General features: G+C 63.8%; 12 protein-coding genes. 7 read left to right on the top strand and 5 right to left on the bottom strand.

Annotation, left to right across the window (positions count from 1 at the left end):
- Positions 1-98 precede the first annotated feature (98 nt).
- The gene (locus F3J20_RS13110) at positions 99-1,145 is read right to left on the bottom strand and encodes a sugar ABC transporter substrate-binding protein (RefSeq protein ID WP_167283547.1); all 1,047 of its coding nucleotides are present in this window, start codon (positions 1,143-1,145) and stop codon (positions 99-101) included.
- 279 nt (positions 1,146-1,424) lie between these two features.
- On the opposite strand from F3J20_RS13110, the gene F3J20_RS13105 reads away from it, so the two are divergent.
- The 4 genes from F3J20_RS13105 to F3J20_RS13090 all read left to right on the top strand — a co-directional run bounded on the left by F3J20_RS13105 (position 1,425) and on the right by F3J20_RS13090 (position 4,768).
- Positions 1,425-2,309 (top strand): MurR/RpiR family transcriptional regulator, encoded by an 885-nt coding sequence (locus tag F3J20_RS13105; RefSeq protein ID WP_167283546.1) that lies wholly within the window; start codon positions 1,425-1,427, stop codon positions 2,307-2,309.
- Complete coding sequence (gene iolG / locus F3J20_RS13100) at positions 2,302-3,318, top strand: inositol 2-dehydrogenase (RefSeq protein ID WP_167043188.1); 1,017 nt, start codon at positions 2,302-2,304, stop codon at positions 3,316-3,318. The genes F3J20_RS13105 and iolG overlap by 8 nt, the downstream gene beginning before the upstream one ends.
- Positions 3,318-4,364: a Gfo/Idh/MocA family oxidoreductase gene (locus F3J20_RS13095; protein WP_167283594.1), complete on the top strand. Its 1,047-nt coding sequence runs from the start codon at positions 3,318-3,320 to the stop codon at positions 4,362-4,364. Before iolG ends, F3J20_RS13095 begins: the two co-directional genes overlap by 1 nt.
- A 176-nt stretch (positions 4,365-4,540) precedes the next feature.
- Positions 4,541-4,768: a sulfurtransferase TusA family protein gene (locus F3J20_RS13090; protein ID WP_075301700.1), complete on the top strand. Its 228-nt coding sequence runs from the start codon at positions 4,541-4,543 to the stop codon at positions 4,766-4,768.
- A 206-nt stretch (positions 4,769-4,974) separates the two neighbouring features.
- Here the strand turns inward: F3J20_RS13090 and galU are convergent, their stop codons facing one another.
- On the bottom strand, positions 4,975-5,856 hold the full coding sequence (gene galU / locus F3J20_RS13085; protein ID WP_167043190.1) for a UTP--glucose-1-phosphate uridylyltransferase GalU: 882 nt from the start codon (positions 5,854-5,856) through the stop codon (positions 4,975-4,977).
- Positions 5,857-5,924: 68 nt separating this feature from the next.
- Positions 5,925-8,804, bottom strand: a complete 2,880-nt coding sequence (locus F3J20_RS13080; protein ID WP_167283545.1) for a valine--tRNA ligase — start codon at positions 8,802-8,804, stop codon at positions 5,925-5,927.
- Positions 8,805-9,622: 818 nt separating this feature from the next.
- Here F3J20_RS13080 and F3J20_RS13075 point away from each other — a divergent pair.
- Together F3J20_RS13075 and F3J20_RS13070 are read left to right on the top strand one after the other, a co-directional pair.
- Positions 9,623-11,974, top strand: a complete 2,352-nt coding sequence (locus tag F3J20_RS13075) for a UvrD-helicase domain-containing protein (RefSeq protein WP_167043194.1) — start codon at positions 9,623-9,625, stop codon at positions 11,972-11,974.
- Positions 11,971-12,855 (top strand): 5'-methylthioadenosine/adenosylhomocysteine nucleosidase, encoded by an 885-nt coding sequence (locus tag F3J20_RS13070; protein WP_240158997.1) that lies wholly within the window; start codon positions 11,971-11,973, stop codon positions 12,853-12,855. The genes F3J20_RS13075 and F3J20_RS13070 overlap by 4 nt, the downstream gene beginning before the upstream one ends.
- A 302-nt stretch (positions 12,856-13,157) precedes the next feature.
- Here F3J20_RS13070 and F3J20_RS13065 read toward each other — a convergent pair whose 3' ends face one another.
- Complete coding sequence (locus F3J20_RS13065) at positions 13,158-15,074, bottom strand: propionate--CoA ligase (RefSeq protein ID WP_167283544.1); 1,917 nt, start codon at positions 15,072-15,074, stop codon at positions 13,158-13,160.
- A gap of 759 nt (positions 15,075-15,833) precedes the next feature.
- On the opposite strand from F3J20_RS13065, the gene F3J20_RS13060 reads away from it, so the two are divergent.
- Complete coding sequence (locus F3J20_RS13060; RefSeq protein ID WP_167043200.1) at positions 15,834-16,085, top strand: hypothetical protein; 252 nt, start codon at positions 15,834-15,836, stop codon at positions 16,083-16,085.
- Positions 16,086-16,223: 138 nt separating this feature from the next.
- On the opposite strand, the gene F3J20_RS13055 is transcribed toward F3J20_RS13060, so the two are convergent.
- Positions 16,224-16,793: a lysozyme inhibitor LprI family protein gene (locus tag F3J20_RS13055; RefSeq protein WP_167283543.1), complete on the bottom strand. Its 570-nt coding sequence runs from the start codon at positions 16,791-16,793 to the stop codon at positions 16,224-16,226.
- Between the last annotated feature and the right edge of the window lie 25 nt (positions 16,794-16,818).

The following is a 16,818-nucleotide window of genomic DNA, read 5'->3' as shown; positions in this document are numbered from 1 at the left end:
GCAAGCCGATCGACGCGGCACCGCGGGCGTTGGAACTGATGAATTCAACCGTGGGCCGCCGGCGCGGCGGCCTGCTCAGGCGCTGCGTTGCCGCGCAGTCAGCGATATTGCCCCGCGTATTTGAGTACCTTGTCGACGTTGGCCTTCGTGATGAAGCCCGGACCCGAGCCGATATTGCGCGGCCCATACGACGGCGCGAGCCCGTAGGTGTCGAGCCGCTCCTTGAACTTCGGATTCGCCTGCAGAATCTCGCGGATCTTCACCGGATCGGTCGTCTGGTTCTTCTTCGCGATCGCGAGCACGGCAACCGGGATATAGCCCTGCAAATACGGCTGCTGGTCGATCGCGAACTGGATCGTGCCGTTCTGGATGCCCTTCGCGATGTCGCTGTCGAAGTCGAACGTGGCGAACCAGAGCTTGCCGGCAAGGCCCATCTGTTGCAGCGCCTTCAAGGTCGGATCGGCCGACAGCGGGCCGAGCGCGAGCACCGCCTGGGTGTCCGGATGATTGCGCAGGAACGCGCTGACTTTGGACTGCACGCCGGTCGGGTCCTGGCCCGCGTCGAGCGTCGAGGTCTTGACGTCGGCGCCGATCGCCTCGGCGAAACCGCGGCAGCGTTCGAACGAAGCCGGGTTCGTCGCATAGTGGTTCACGCACAGGAACGACTTGATGCCGGCGGTCTTGGCCTTTTCGCCCGCCGCCTTGCCGGCCGCGTATTCGGGCTGGCCGACGTGCATGAGCGCGCCGAGCTTGGCGCTCTGTTCTTCGGTGCCCGAATTGATCGTGACGAGCGGAATGTGCTTTTCGGTGACTTTCGCAATCGAGCTCTTCAGCACGTCGAAGTCGGCGATCGAGACGATCACGCCGTCGTAGTTGCGCGCGGCCGCCTGTTCGACGAGACGCGCCATGTCGGCAATGTCGCCGTTCGGCGGATTGCGGTAGTCGGTCTGAACGTTGAAGTCCTCGTCGGCCTGTTTGATCGCGTTCTTGATCGTGTTCCACCACGAATCCGAATCGGGCGCATGGCTGATCAGCACGAAGTGAGCGTCCGCCGCGCGGGCTGCCGTCGCCGCGCCGAATCCCGTTGCCAATGCCAACGCCGTCGCCAGAATCCTGAGCGCCGCCTTGCCTTTGCCAAGTCTCATGGTCTCCACCTTTCTCGATCTGTCGTTTGTCATTGAAGGCGCGCCTCGCGGATGGTTGCCCATTTCCGTGTAAATCCGCACAACAGGGCCGAAGCGGCACCGCTCAGGACCAAGAGTAGGCCATCTTTCGATGTCTTGCAAAGAAAATTTCACGAAAAATAAAAATGGAAAATATGTTCCATTTGCTTGGGGCGCTGCCTATAATCGGCAGCGTCGGAAGCACGAGCGGGAGGCCGCGAGTGCTTCTGCCGCATAGCAAAAAACACTCGAGGGGCAGACATGGCGGAACCGAACACCGAAGAAACGTTGCCGGGCGTCGAGGATTTGATGCGGCGCATCGCGGACAACTACGAGACGCTGCCGCGTCAGTTGAAGAGCGTCGCGACCTATATCGAGCAGCATCGTTCGAGCGTGATGATGGACCGCACGAGCGACATCGCCGCGAGCTGCGGCGTGCATCCGTCGGCGGTCGTGCGCTTTGCGCAGCGCTTCGGCTTTTCCGGCTTCTCCGATCTGCAGGCGGTGTTTCGTCAGGCTTATGCGGAGCAGGGCGTGTCGTCGCCGAGCTATCAGCAGCGCATTCGCCGGCTGATCGACGAGAAGCCCGGCACCTTGTCGGGCGGCTCGGTCGCGCGCGAGTTCATCGCGGCGTCGCGCGGCGGCCTCGAAGAACTCGAGGCGGGCCTCGACGACAAGCAGTTCGACGCCGCCGTGAAAATGCTGCAGCAGGCCGACAACATCTACGTGGTCGGTGTGCGGCGCTCGTTTCCGGTCGCGAGCTACATCGTCTACGCGTTGCAGCACACGCCTAAGCGCGTGCATCTCGTGTCGGGCTTCGGCGGCATGTACCGCGAGCAGATTCGCAGCGTGAAGAAGGGCGACGTCGTGATCGCGATCAGCTTCGCGCCATATGGCAAGGAAACGCAGTACTGCCTGCGCGTCGCGCATCATCTTCAGGCGAAGACGCTCGTCATTACGGATAGCCAACTATCGCCGCTCGCGCGCTACGCGAGCACGCTGTTGTATGTGAAAGAGGGCAGCGCGTTCGCGTTTCGCTCGCTGACCAGCACGATCTGCCTGTGCCAGGCGTTGTTCATTGCGCTCGCGTACAAGCTCGAACTGAACGTTGAAGAATCCCACGACCCTGGAGGCTACGATGACTGACGCGGTAAACACGATCGACGTCGCGCTGTTCGGCGCGGGGCGCATCGGCAGGATTCATGCGGCTAACCTTGCGCGGCAGCCCGGCGTGCGGCTCAAGTACGTTGTCGACGTGAATCGCGAGGCCGCCGGGGCGCTGGCCGAGCAGCATGGCGCGCGGGTTGCCGATATCGATGGCGCGCTCGGCGACGCGTCGATCGGAGCGTCCGTGATCTGTTCGAGCACCGACACGCATGCGGACCTGATCGTGAAGTCGGCGGCGCAGAGCAAGCACGTGTTCTGCGAGAAACCGGTCGATCTCGCGCTCGAGCGCGCGCGCCTGTGCGCGCAAGCGGTGGAGCGCGCGGGCGTGGTGTGCATGATCGGTTTTCAGCGCCGTTTCGATCCGACGTTTGCGTCGCTGAAAGCGCGCCTCGACGCGGGCGAGATCGGCACGCCGGAAATGCTCGTCGTCACGAGCCGCGATCCGGGCGCGCCGCCGCTCGAATACATCCGGCACTCGGGCGGCATCTTCAAGGACATGCTGATTCACGACTTCGATATCTTCCGCTGGATTCTCGACGACGAAGCCGACACGCTGCACGCCACCGGCAGCTGCCTTGGCGATCCGGCGATCGCCGAGGCGGGCGACATCGATTCGACGGCGGTCACGATCCGCACGAAGCGCGGCCGGCTGTGCCAGATCAACACCGCGCGCCGTGCCGCTTACGGCTACGACCAGCGCTTCGAAGTGCTCGGCAGCGGCGGCATGCTGCAAGCCGGCAACGTGCGGCCGACCGAAGTCACCGCGTACTCGAAAACCGAAGTGTCGACCGACGTGCCCGAGGCGTTCTTTCTCGAACGCTATCGTGCGGCCTACGCGCTCGAAATCGCGCATTTCTTCGATGGGGTCAGGCATGGCAAGCCGGTGCGCACGACCGTCGCCGATGGTCTGAAAGCGCTCGAACTCGCCGAAGCGGCGACGCGTTCGTGGCGCGAAGGCCGCGCGATCCAACTCGGCGAGGTGGCGTGATGAAGCCGGCTACGCAGCAGGTGCGCCTCGGCGTGGTGGGCCTTGGGCGGCTCGGCAAGCGGCACGCCGAAAATCTCGCGTATCGCGTGCCGGGCGCCATGCTCGCGGCCGCCTGCAGTCCGTTGGAAGACGAACTCGCATGGGCTCGCGATGCACTGCCCGAGCCGCGTCTTTACACCGATTACGCAGACCTGCTCGCCGATCCGCAGGTCGATGCGGTGTGGCTCGTCACGCCGTCGTCGCTGCACGCGCAGCAGATCGTCGACGCCTTGCAGGCCGGCAAGCACGTGTTCTGCGAAAAGCCGCTGTCGCTCGACGTGGCCGAATGCGAGCGCGTGCTGGAGGTGGCGGCGCGCTATCCGCACTTGCAGGCGACGATCGGCTTCATGCGGCGCTTCGATCCGAGCTACAAGGACGCGTTCGACAGGATCGCGATGGGCCAGATCGGCCGGCCGTTTCTCGTGCGCTCGCAGACCACCGACAAAAACGATACCGACGGTTTCTTCGTGCGCTTCGCGGCGACCTCGGGCGGCATCTTTCTCGACTGCACCGTGCACGACATCGACGTCGCGCGCTGGCTGCTCGGCAAGCCGCGTGCGACGCGCGTGTTCGCGGCGGGGGCCGTTGCGTTGCACGAAGGCTTGCGTGAATTCAGCGACGTCGACAACGGCGTCGCGATCTGCGAATTCGAGGGCGGCAAGCTCGCGATGTTCTACGCGTCGCGCACGCAGGCGCACGGCAACGACACGCATAGCGAAGTGATCGGCACGGCGGGCGCGCTCGCGATCGGCCGCAATCCGCGCGCGAATCGCGTCGAGATTTATGACGCGAGCGGGGTTCGCAACGAATGCACGCCGAACTTTTTCGACCGTTTCGAGGATGCATTTCTGCACGAGGCACGCGCGTTCGTTGCGGCGGTGCAGGGCGGGGTGGCTCAACCCGAGTCGGCGCAGGCGGGGGCGACGCTGGCCGATGCGCTCGAAGCGACGCGGATTGGCATGGCGCTGCGCGAGTCGCTGCAAAGCGGGCAGGCGGTGATGCTGTAGCGGCGCGGGTTGCCGCTCGAGGGCGGGCGAGGCGAGGTGAAGCGGGGCGGATCGTGTCGAGGCGGTGACACGCACCGTCGCAGGCCCGGGCGGCGAAACACCGCCTGCTGTAGAATTTGGCCCTCTGTCCGGCGTCGCGAGCGACGCCCTCGTCCCGAAGGTCATCGTCGATGCAAATTCAGATTCACAAGGAAGTCGATGCGCGCGGGCTCATGTGCCCGCTGCCCATCCTGCGCGCCAAGAAGGCGCTCGCCGACATGGAAAGCGGCCAGATTCTCAAGGTGCTCGCCACCGATCCCGGCTCGCAGCGCGATTTTGCCGCGTTCGCGAAGCAGACCGGCAACGAGATTGTCGAAAGCTCGGCGCAAGACAAGGTGTTCACGTTTCTGATGCGGCGGCGCTAGGCAGTCAAACCCGCCAGAACCCGGCACTCGGCCAAACCCGCCACGCGAGGCGGTACGCAAGAAGCAGAAAAGGCGCTGTGCCCGCGAATGCGGGGCACAGCGCCTTTTCGTTTTGAGCGCACCGAGCGCACCCGAGGGCACGCTCAGCGGTGTGGCGCGCGTTGCGTTGAATGGCCCCGCGGCCCGCAGGCCGCGAAGCGAATCCGTCAGCCTTCCAGCACCGGCGAACGCGTGCGCAGATACTGCTCGAAATCGGCGGCCACTTCCGGGTGACGCAGCGCGAACTCGACCGTCGCCTTCAGATAACCGAGCTTGCTGCCGCAGTCGAAACGCGTGCCGTGATACTTGTACGCGAGCACCTGTTCGTCGGCGAGCAGCGACTGGATCGCGTCCGTCAACTGCAATTCGCCACCCGCGCCGGGCTTGATCGAGCGCAGATGATTGAAGATGCGCGGCTTGAGCACATAGCGGCCGACCACGCCGAGGTTCGACGGCGCCACGCTCGGCTCCGGCTTTTCGACGATGCCTGACATCTTGATGATCGAATCTTCCCACTCCTTGCCGTCGACGATACCGTACGACTTCGTGTCTTGCGGCGGGATCTCTTCGACGCCGATCACCGAGCTGTGATAGTGATCGAACACCTCGATCATCTGCGTCATCACGGGCGGCGTGCCGTACAGCAGGTCGTCCGCGAGAATCACGGCGAACGGGTTTTCGCCGACCAGCTTTTCTGCGCACAGCACCGCGTGGCCGAGGCCGAGCGCTTCGGCCTGGCGCACGTAGAAGCAGTCGACATGGCTTGGCTTGATGCTGCGCACGAGTTCGAGCAGCTTGTCCTTGCCGCGCGCCTCGAGTTCGGCCTCGATTTCATAGGACTTGTCGAAATGGTCCTCGATCGCCCGCTTGCTGCGGCCCGTGACGAAGATCATTTCGGTGATGCCGGCTGCCATCGCTTCCTCGACAGCGTACTGAATCAGCGGCTTGTCGACGATCGGCAGCATTTCTTTCGGGCTTGCCTTCGTGGCAGGGAGGAATCGGGTGCCAAGACCGGCTACCGGAAATACCGCCTTTGTAACTTTTAGCATGTGATTACCCTGAGTCCTCTGGTTTAAGGCCTTGCCCACCGCGGCGGCGGTGGGGCAAGACGTGTCGATCAGACCGGCAAGCGATCCAGTTGCGCTTTCAGCTTGCCGACGGTAGCTTCGAAATCGGCGAGACGTTTTTGTTCCTGTTCAACGACCGCCGGCGGCGCCTTGGCAACGAAAGCCTGATTCTGCAGCTTGCCGTTGCATTTGGCGATTTCGGCGGTGAGACGCGCGATCTCTTTCGACAGGCGTTCCCGCTCGACGGCCACGTCGATTTCGACCTTCAAGACGAGCTTGTCGCTTCCTACGATAGCAATCGGCGCGCCATCCGCCTGCGCATCGAGCGTAGCCTCGTCGGCGATGATCTGCACTTCGGACAAACGCGCCAATGCCTGGGCGTATGGCGCGAAAGTGCGAAGCCGCTCCGCGTTGCCGGTGGCGAGCAACGGCACCTTCACGGCCGGCGACAGGTTCATCTCGCCACGCAGATTCCGGCACGCGTCGATCACAGCCTTGAGGTCGGCGGCCCAGCGCTCGGCGTCTTCGTCGAGCTTGGCGGGCTCGGCGATGGGGTACGGCTGCACCATGATGGACGCTTCGCCTTCGGCCTTGCCCTCGGGGTAGCGTGCCGCGAGCGGCGCCACTTTCTGCCACAGCGCTTCGGTAATGAACGGAATCACCGGATGCGCGAGGCGCAGCACCGTTTCGAGCACCCGCAACAGCGTGCGGCGCGTGGCGCGCTGCTGGTTCGGCTGTCCCGTCTGGATCTGGACCTTTGCAAGTTCGAGATACCAGTCACAGTATTCGTCCCATACGAACTTGTATAGGGCATTGGCGACATTGTCGAAGCGATAGTCGGCAAAACCCTTGGCGACTTCGGCTTCCACGCGTTGCAGCAGCGACACGATCCAGCGGTCGGCCGGCGAGAAATGCAGATGGCCTTCCGGCCCGCATTCGCCGCATTGCGCCGGCTGGCCGAAACCGCAGTCGTGGCCTTCGCAGTTCATCAGCACGAAGCGCGTGGCGTTCCACAGCTTGTTGCAGAAGTTGCGATAGCCCTCGCAGCGCGCGAGGTCGAAGTTGATGTTGCGCCCGAGCGTGGCCATCGAGGCCATCGTGAAGCGCAGCGCGTCGGTGCCGAACGCCGGAATGCCGTCCGGAAACTCCTTGCGGGTTTTCTTTTCGATCGACGCGGCCTGCTTCGGATTCATGAGGCCGGTGGTGCGTTTCGCGACGAGCGCGTCGAGGCCGATGCCGTCGACGATATCGATCGGGTCGAGCGTATTGCCCTTGCTCTTCGACATCTTCTGGCCTTCGGCGTCGCGCACGAGGCCGTGCACGTAGACCGTGTCGAACGGCACCTTGCCCGTGAAGTGCGTGGTCATCATGACCATGCGCGCGACCCAGAAGAAGATGATGTCGAAGCCGGTGACGAGCACCGACGACGGCATGAAGTGCTTCAGTTCCTCGGTTTCGTTCGGCCAGCCGAGCGACGAGAACGGCACGAGCGCCGACGAGAACCATGTGTCGAGCACGTCTTCGTCGCGCTTTAACGCACCCGTGTAGCCCGCCGCGGCGGCTTTCGCGCGCGCGTCTTCCTCGGTCTTCGCAACGAAGATTTCGCCGTTTTCGCCGTACCACGCCGGAATCTGATGACCCCACCAGAGCTGACGCGAGATGCACCAGTCCTGGATGTTTTCGAGCCACTGGTAGTAGGTGGTGGTCCAGTTCTCGGGCACGAATTTGATCTGGCCGGTGCGGACCACGTTCAGCGCGGTTTCGGCGATCGACTTGCCCGGGTTGAACGTGCCCTCGGGAGCCGGCTTGCTCATCGCGACGAACCACTGGTCGGTCAGCATCGGCTCGATCACGACGCCGGTGCGGTCGCCGCGCGGCACCATCAGCTTGTGCGGCTTGACCGATTCGAGCGCGCCGAGCGCTTCGAGATCGGCGACGACCTGCTTGCGGGCGTCGAAACGATCGAGGCCGCGGTATTTTTCGGGCGCGTTGTCGTTGATCTTCGCGTCGAGCGTGAGGATTTCGATTTGCGGCAGCTGGTGGCGCAGGCCGACCTGGTAGTCGTTGAAATCGTGCGCGGGCGTGACCTTGACGACGCCGGTGCCGAATTCGCGGTCGACGTAGTCGTCGGCGATGATCGGCACTTCGCGGTTCGACAGCGGCAGCGTGACGGTCTTGCCGATCAGGTGTGCGTAGCGTTCGTCTTCGGGATGCACCATCACGGCGGTGTCGCCGAGCATGGTTTCCGGACGCGTGGTGGCGACGGTCAGATGGCCCGAGCCGTCGGTGAGCGGATACTGGATGTGCCACAGGTGGCCGTTTTCCTCCTCGCTGACCACTTCGAGGTCGGAGACGGCGGTGAGCAGCACCGGGTCCCAGTTGACGAGACGCTTGCCGCGATAGATCAGGCCCTGTTCATACAGGCGTATGAATACGTCGCGCACGGCGGCCGACATTTTGTCGTCCATCGTGAAGTATTCGCGCGACCAGTCGATCGACGCGCCGAGGCGGCGCACCTGGCTCGTGATGGTCGAGCCGGACTGCTGCTTCCATTCCCACACGCGCTCGACGAACTTGGCGCGGCCGAGGTCATGGCGCGACACGCCCTGCGCGTCCAGTTGCCGTTCGACGACGATTTGCGTGGCGATCCCGGCGTGGTCCGTGCCCGGCACCCACAGCGTGTTTTCACCGAGCATACGGTGATAGCGCGTGAGGCCGTCCATGATGGTCTGGTTGAACGCGTGGCCCATGTGCAGCGTGCCCGTGACGTTCGGCGGCGGCAGCTGGATCGAGAAATCCTTGCGATTGGAGTCGAAGAAGGGCGCGGCGTAGGCGCGCTTTTCCCATTCCGGGCCCCAATGGGCTTCGATGGTGTGGGGTTCGAAGCTTTTGGCAAGCGTCGAGGTGGGGTCGCTCGAGGTGTCGCTCATGTTTCTGGTTAAAGGCAGGATTTTGGATGCGGAGGATTGGAGATTATAGCTGGGAGGGGGAGGGGCCTGCGTGGGGCGGTTTTTTTCGTTTTTCTGGCTTTGTTGGCCTTTCCTTGTGTTCGTGTCGGTCTATTGGCGTTGCCCCTGTGCGGGGCGGCACCTACTTTCTTTGCGGCTGCAAAGAAAGTAGGCAAAGAAAGCAGCTTCACACCGCTAATTCTGAAGCGGGTCCCCTGGCCTGGAGGGGATCGTGGTGCATCTGGAATCTGTCTCCTCGCGCATTCCGCGTCAGTGACAAGGCCGTCATTCTTCCGGCGGCGCTACGCGCGCCGAAGCCCGGCTCAAAAACCATCGGTTGTTTCGGCGTGTCGCCGAGGTGCAGCCGATGGCCCCCGTTGCGCGAACGAACCCGCGGGTTCTCCTGGCAGACCCGTCCGCGACGCACGCAGTGCGGAGTGGGAGCGGATGACGGCTTTGTCACCAAGATGGAATGTGCGAGGGCACCGATTCCAGATGCACCACTGTCCTCTCCAAGCCAAGGGGCCCACTTAAGAGCTGGAGGTGTGAAGCTGCTTTCTTTGCCTACTTTCTTTGCAGCCGCAAAGAAAGTAGGTGCCGCCCCGCACAGGGGCAACACTAATAGACCGACACGAAAACAAGGAAAGGCCAACAAAGTCAGAACAACGACAAAGAAGCACCGCCCCGCCCAAGGGGCCAACACCCCACGCACAACGACACCCCCCAATCCAGACCAACAAAAAAATCCCGCCCCGCACAGGGGCCTATAATGTCATTCGCCCTGCCGTCCGCCAGAGAAAATGCCCGATCTCCTCGCCAATCTGAACCCCGAACAACACGCCGCCGTCACGCTCCCCAATGAGCCCGCACTGATCCTCGCAGGTGCCGGCAGCGGCAAAACCCGCGTCCTGATCACCCGCATCGCGTGGCTCATCCAGCACGGCCTCGCGTCTCCCGCGACCGTGCTCGCCGTCACCTTCACGAACAAGGCCGCCCGCGAAATGATGGCGCGCCTCTCGGCGCTCCTGCCCATCGACACGCGCGGCATGTGGATCGGCACCTTCCACGGTCTCTGCAACCGCATGCTGCGCGCGCATCACCGCGACGCGGGCCTGCCCGCCACGTTCCAGATTCTCGATACCGCCGACCAGCTTTCCGCGATCAAGCGCCTCATGAAGGGCCTCAACATCGACGACGAAAAGTACCCGGCGAAAAATCTCCAGTACTTCATCAACAACGCGAAAGAGCAGGGGCTGCGGCCGAAAGACGTCGACGCCACCGACAACTTCAATCGCAAGTTCGTCGAACTCTACGAAGCCTACGACCAGCAGTGCCAGCGCGAAGGCGTGGTCGATTTCCCCGAGCTGCTGCTGCGCTGCCACGAACTGCTCGCGCACAATCCGCCGCTGCGCGCGCATTACCAGGCGCGCTTCCGGCACATCCTCGTCGACGAGTTCCAGGACACCAACAAGCTGCAATACGCGTGGCTCAAGCTGCTCGCGGGTCAGCACAACGCGATCTTCGCGGTCGGCGACGACGACCAGTCGATCTACGCATTCCGCGGCGCGAACGTCGGCAACATGCGCGACTTCGAGCATGAGTTCAACGTGCGCAATCTGATCAAGCTCGAACAGAACTACCGCTCGCACGGCCATATTCTCGATGCCGCGAATCAGCTCATCGCCAACAACTCGCGGCGCCTCGGCAAGAATCTGCGTACCGACGCGGGGCACGGCGAGCCGGTGCGCGTCTACGAATCGGCAACCGATTCGCAGGAAGCGGGCTGGATCGTCGAGGAAATCAAGGCGCTCATCAGCACCGGCACCTCGCGCAGCGAAATCGCCGTGCTCTATCGCAGCAACGCGCAGTCGCGCACGATCGAGCACACGCTCGTGAATGCGGGCATCGCCTATCGCGTGTATGGCGGCCTGCGCTTTTTCGAGCGCCAGGAAGTCAAGCACGCGCTCGCCTATCTGCGTCTGATCGACAACCCGAACGACGACACCGCGTTCGCGCGCGTCGTCAATTTCCCGACGCGCGGCATCGGCGCGCGCTCGCTCGAACAGCTCGCGGACGCGGCGCGCCTGTACAACTGCTCGATGGCCGCGGCAATTCCGTACGTCGCGGGCAAAGCCGGTTCGAGCCTCGCCGCGTTCGCGAACCTGATCGGCAGGATGCGCGCGGAAACGCAGCAGATGAGCCTGCCCGAAACCGTCGAGTACGTGGTCCGCACGAGCGGTCTCGCGGAGTTCTACCAGAACGAGCGCGAAGGCCAGGACCGGCTCGAAAACTTGCAGGAACTCGTCAACGCGGCGGCCGCGTTCGTCAGCGAAGAGGGCTACGGGCTCGACACGCCCGCGCGCTCGATTCCGCTGCGCCCCGGTGCGAGCGCCGCGCCCGAACTGGCGGTCGCGACCGACGATCCGAACACGGTCGTGCTCGATGCGCCCGATCTCGCCGAGCCCGCGCAAAACCCCGACACGATGACGCCGCTCGCCGGTTTTCTGTCGCACGCGTCGCTCGAAGCGGGCGACAACCAGGCGCAGGCCGGCCAGGAAGCCGTGCAGCTGATGACGGTACACGCGGCCAAGGGGCTCGAATTCACCGCGGTGTTCATCACCGGTCTCGAAGAAGGGCTGTTCCCGCACGAGAACAGCGCGATGGAAACGGACGGCCTCGAAGAAGAACGGCGCCTCATGTACGTGGCGATCACGCGCGCGAAGGAGCGGCTCTATCTGTCGTTCGCGCAAAGCCGCATGCTGCACGGCCAGACGCGCTACAACATCCGCTCGCGCTTTTTCGACGAACTGCCGCAGGACACGCTCAAGTGGCTCACGCCGAAGGTCGAGGCGGGTTCGCGCTGGGGCGGCCGCTCGGACAACGCCGGCTATGGACGCGACTGGTTCGCGCGGCCTGGCTACACGGGCCCCGCCTCGACGACCCCGGCCACGCTGCCCGCTTTCGCGAACGAGCAGCGCGCCGCGGAAACGGGCTTCCGCGTCGGTCAGCAGGTGTTCCACACGAAGTTCGGCGAAGGCACGATCACCGCGCTCGAAGGCGGCGGCACCGATGCGAAGGCGCAGGTCAAGTTCAAGCGGCACGGCGAGAAGTGGCTGGCGCTCGCGGTGGCTAAATTGCAGGCGGTCGAATGAGCGCACCCACGACGACTATCCCGGGCGCGGCTCCCGAGGCCAATCTCAATGCTGTTCCGAATGCAGGCGCTAATGTAGTCACCAGCGCCGATGCGCGGCGTCCGCTCGGCGTGCTGGCCGCGCTGCCGCAGGAACTCGGCGATCTGATCGAAGCGATGCGCGCCGAATCCGGCGTGCGCACGGTCACGCACGGCCAGCGCGATTATCACGTCGGCACCGTGCGTGGCACGCCGTGCGTCGTCACGCTCGCGCGCGTCGGCAAGGTCGCGGCGGCGGCTACCGTCAGCGCGCTGATCCATGCGTTCGATGTCGAAGCGATCGTGTTCACCGGGGTGGCCGGCGGCGTCGGCAGCGAGGTGCGGATCGGCGATATCGTCGTCGCCGATACGCTGCTGCAGCACGATATCGACGCGTCGCCGCTGTTCCCGCGCTTCGAGGTGCCGCTGCTCGGCGTGTCGCGTTTCGGCGTCGATGCGACGCTCGCCGACCGGCTCGCCGCCGCCTGCGAGCGCTTCGCCGCCGAGGAAGGCGCGGCTTGCGCGGCGCGCTTCGGCACGCGCGAGCCGCGCGTGCATCGCGGGTTGATCGTCAGCGGCGATCAGTTCGTCGCGAGCGCGGCGGCCGTCGCGGCATTGCGCGAAGCCTTGCCCGATGCGCTCGCGGTCGAGATGGAAGGCGCGGCGCTCGCACAGGTCTGCTACGAGTACGGCGTGCCGTGTGCGGTCGTGCGCACCATTTCCGATACCGCCGACGATCATGCGCCGACGTCGTTCATGTCGTTCCTCACCGAGATCGCGGGCACGTATTCGAACGCGATTCTTGCGCGCTTTTTCGAGGCGCATGGCGAGGCGGGGGAGCGGGCAGGGACGGCGCGAGGGTAGGGTAGCGAAGCCGCGCGCGAAGTTTGCTGGCCGGCTGACTTGCTGGCGGGCTGGCGATGCGGGTAAAGGCGCGCTACAGCGGCGGGTTGGCGATACGGCGGACGCGAATGCGGGACTCGCTGATTTTTTGCCGCGGGGCGCGCGTTGCTCGCGCTGACGTTGCGCGTCGGCGCTTCGATACTCGCGCCTTAGCCGTCGCCGCTGCTTGACTCCAGCGCTTCAAGTGCTGCACACCCGCACCTCACGCCGGCCTCATGTCAGCTTCACGCCCGGCTCCCGCAGCAATTCAGCCTTGTCCGCTCTCATTCGAGCGCACCACCGAGCGCATCGCGCACCTGCTGTAGCGCGGCCGGGTCTTCGATCGTCGGCAGGTCGCCGGGCTCGCGGCCTTCCGCGAGCGCCGCGATTGCGCGGCGCAGCAGTTTGCCGGAGCGCGTCTGCGGCAGCATCGACACCATCACCACGCGCGTTGGCCGCGCGATCGTGCCGAGTTGGCGATCGACCGTCGCCAGCAGTTCGGCTTCGAGCCGCGCGCGCTCGCTCGGGTCGCGGCCGCCAGGATCGTTATCGGGGCGCGCGCCGCGCAGCACGACGAAGGCCATCGCGGTCTGCCCCTTGAGCGCATCCATCACGCCGACCACCGCCACTTCCGCGACGGCCGCGTGGCTCGACAGCGCTTCCTCGATCTCGCGCGTGCCGAGCCGGTGGCCGGCGACGTTGATGACGTCGTCGGTGCGGCCGAGGATCGTCACGTAGCCGTCCGCATCCTGCACGCCCCAGTCGAACGTCGAATAGACCTGATGGTTCGGAATGCTCGACCAGTAGGTGCTGACGAAGCGGCGGTCGTCGCCCCACACCGTCGACATGCAGCCCGGCGGCAACGGATGGTCGAGCGTCAGCACGCCTTTTTCGCCGACTGCGCACGGCTCGCCCGTCAGTTCGTTGCGCAGCGTCAGGCTGAAGCCGGCCGACGGCACGCCCGGCGAGCCGAGCTTGGTCGGCAGCGCTTCGACGCCGCGCGGGATCGCGAGCATCGGCCAGCCGGTTTCGGTCTGCCAGTAGTTGTCGATGACGGGTTTGCCGAGCGCGCCGGAAATCCATGCGGCGGTCGGCTCGTCGAGCGGCTCGCCGGCGAGAAAGAGCGTGCGCAGGCTCGACAGATCGGCCGCCTTCAGCAGCGCCGGGTCCTGCTTCTTCAGCACGCGCAGCGCGGTCGGCGCGGTGAACATCAGGTTGATCCTGTGCCGCTCGACGAGCCGCCACCAGATGCCGCCGTCCGGGCGAATCGGCGTGCCTTCATACATGACGGTGGTGAGACCCGCGATCAACGGCGCGTAGACGATATAGCTGTGGCCGACCACCCAGCCCACGTCGGAAGCGGTGAACATCGTGTCGCCGGGCTTGCCCTCGAAGATGTATTCCATCGAGGCCGCGAGCGCGACCGCATAGCCGCCGACGTCGCGCTGCACGCCTTTCGGCTTGCCGGTCGTGCCCGAGGTGTAGAGCACATAGGAAGGCTCGTTCGATTCGAGCCATTCGCACGGCACGCGGGCGTCGAAGAACTGCTCGCGCAGCGGCTCGTAGGCGACGAGGTAGGGCGCGTTCAGGCGTTCGGGCGCGAGTTGCCGGTCGATCAGCAGCACGTGCGGCGTCTTGTGCGCGGCGCGCGCGAGCGCTTCGTCGACGAGCGGCGTGTAGTCGATCACCTTGCCGCCGCGCGCGCCGGCGTCGGCGGTGACGATCAGGGCGGGTCTGGCGTCGTCGATGCGGGTGGCGAGGTTCGGCGCCGCAAAGCCGCCGAACACGACCGAGTGAATCGCGCCGAGGCGTGCGCACGCGAGCATCGCGAACAGCGCCTCGGGGATCATCGGCAGATAGATCAGCACGACGTCGCCGCGCTTGACGCCGAGCGAGCGCATGACCGCGGCCATGCGGTTGATTTCCGCGTACAGCTCGGCGTAGGTGTAGTGCCGCTCGATGCCGGTTTCCGTCGATACGTAGACGAGCGCGTTCTGCTGCGCGCGCTCGGCGAGATGCCGGTCGACCGCGTTGTGGCACAGATTCGTGCGGCCGCCGACGAACCAGCGCGCGAACGGTGGATTCGAGCGGTCGAGCACGCTGTCGAACGGCGTGTGCCAGTGGATGCGCTTCGCTTCGTCGCCCCAGAAAGCCTCGGGGTTCTCGATCGAGCGGCGGTGGAAATCGCGGTAGCGGGTCATCGGCGGCGATCCTCGTGCGGCGTGGTGGAGGGGGGCGGATGAAACAGTCGCGCAAATTCCGCGCCCGAGGGAGGCGCGGGTGTCCGCATCAGCATAGACAGGCATCGTGGAGTGGGTAATGCGGGTTGACCATGAGGGGCGGGCGCGTGCGTGAGCTGCGGGCGGGAGTGATGGGGTTTGCGGGGCGCGGGGCGGTTGTGTGGTGCAGCTCGCCGCCTGTCTGGTTCGGCTTGCTCCGGCTGAGCTGCAGAATCATCCGTCGCCCATATCTTATTCGGTCGTTGCCTGGTAATTTACGGGCCTTGCCGGTACAGGTGCTGTGAATCGAACCGATTGTCTCAGGCAGTTTCTATTTCGGCCCGGTCATCTTTTTCGTTTCAAATGAGAGGTTTGCATGTCTGATCGATATGCCGCTGAGCACGGTATTCCGACTGGCCCTGTTTGCGCCAGATCGCAACTATCCCTTGACTTTAGCGGTCGCTTTCTGACTATGAATGGTCCCGTTTTTCGGACTTATGCGGCATCGTCGGGCAGCGTGGCTGACAGACGAAGTTTTGATTACTCGCCGGCTCGCCAGCGTGAGCACAATACGGGCCCTATTGTACGGACGGGGTGGTTTTTTTATTCACGGCGGCACACATGCAGGTAGCGCTGGGTGCATCAACCTGCACATCGAAAGGGAGGCATTTGCGAGGGATCTGAATGAGTGGGTCGCGTCGTCGCCGGACTGCTACATCCCGCTAACCGTCAGGTACTGACATGTCGAAAATCCCGGTTGCGCGTCTTCTGACGGGCGCTATTCTGTTTGCCTTCGTCGCTGCAGTTGTTGCGTTTAATCTCGTGAACCTGAACGAAGCATATGGCAGTGGAGAACCGTACTATTCGCGCACGACAAACATGGACAAGTGGAGCGATCCGCTTCCCGTTCTCGCTGTCGTTGATGGCGTCGCTGTTCTCGCGGTTGCGGCATGTTTTTTTCTGTGGAGACGTGCTTCGAGAACTATGCGTTGAACGTCGCGTCGGAAGGCTTGGTGCTTCACCTATGCTAACAAGCAGGCGAAGTACTGGAGCGGGTAAGGCTGACGCCGGCAGGCAAGCCATCGCAGGAGCAGGTTAGGCGAAAACCCGCATGCCGCATTCGTTGTGCTCTTAGGGATTGAGAAATTTTTCTAGCTGTTTGATTCGGTCCTGAGTAGCTCCTTTCATGCAGTCCCAAAAGTAAATGTAGCGCGCGGATGCTTCGCCCATTGCATAGACATAGGCGTAACAGTAACTATCGCGATACTTTATCCAATTATCCTGTGCGCTGATGAAAGCAGGTTCGGCGAGAGGATCGCCGGATGCCCTCGATTCTTTATCGATTTCCTTTATTTCCTTCAGAACCTGCGAGTACCTCGAACTGAACTCCGAGTTCAGATGTTCGAAGTCTCGCTGTTCGCATGCGGCGATATCGTCATTGGAAGCATGCTTGGCTGTCTGGCAGAAGTGGTCGATCTCTTTGGGTATATTCCCAGTGAAATGGATCGACGACGAAGGAAATTTTTCATAATCAAAGGGCACCGAATAAACGGTTTTCCCATAGGCGAATGAGCCAAAAGTCAGTAAGAAAATAACGTGTGCTGAAATTAGCGTAGCCAAATAGCGGGTTCCCAAACCCCGAATTCTTTTGCTCGCGTGTATTTTTGTTTGTGCCGTCGCGTGGACAGTGATCGGGCTCATTCGCGACCTTCATGTAGTGTGCATT

This window comes from Paraburkholderia sp. Cy-641 (genome assembly GCF_011752945.1).
Taxonomy (GTDB): Bacteria; Pseudomonadota; Gammaproteobacteria; order Burkholderiales; family Burkholderiaceae; genus Paraburkholderia.
Note: the sequence above shows the minus strand (reverse complement) of the source record. Positions and strands in the feature narration are given on the sequence as shown.

Coding starts and splice junctions, on each gene's coding strand:
- F3J20_RS13110 (WP_167283547.1), bottom strand. CDS start 1,145: ATGAGACTTGGCAAAGGCAAGGCGGCGCTCAGGATTCTGGCGACGGCG.
- F3J20_RS13105 (WP_167283546.1), top strand. CDS start 1,425: ATGGCGGAACCGAACACCGAAGAAACGTTGCCGGGCGTCGAGGATTTG.
- iolG (WP_167043188.1), top strand. CDS start 2,302: ATGACTGACGCGGTAAACACGATCGACGTCGCGCTGTTCGGCGCGGGG.
- F3J20_RS13095 (WP_167283594.1), top strand. CDS start 3,318: ATGAAGCCGGCTACGCAGCAGGTGCGCCTCGGCGTGGTGGGCCTTGGG.
- galU (WP_167043190.1), bottom strand. CDS start 5,856: ATGCTAAAAGTTACAAAGGCGGTATTTCCGGTAGCCGGTCTTGGCACC.
- F3J20_RS13080 (WP_167283545.1), bottom strand. CDS start 8,804: ATGAGCGACACCTCGAGCGACCCCACCTCGACGCTTGCCAAAAGCTTC.
- F3J20_RS13075 (WP_167043194.1), top strand. CDS start 9,623: ATGCCCGATCTCCTCGCCAATCTGAACCCCGAACAACACGCCGCCGTC.
- F3J20_RS13070 (WP_240158997.1), top strand. CDS start 11,971: ATGAGCGCACCCACGACGACTATCCCGGGCGCGGCTCCCGAGGCCAAT.
- F3J20_RS13065 (WP_167283544.1), bottom strand. CDS start 15,074: ATGACCCGCTACCGCGATTTCCACCGCCGCTCGATCGAGAACCCCGAG.
- F3J20_RS13060 (WP_167043200.1), top strand. CDS start 15,834: ATGTCGAAAATCCCGGTTGCGCGTCTTCTGACGGGCGCTATTCTGTTT.
- F3J20_RS13055 (WP_167283543.1), bottom strand. CDS start 16,793: ATGAGCCCGATCACTGTCCACGCGACGGCACAAACAAAAATACACGCG.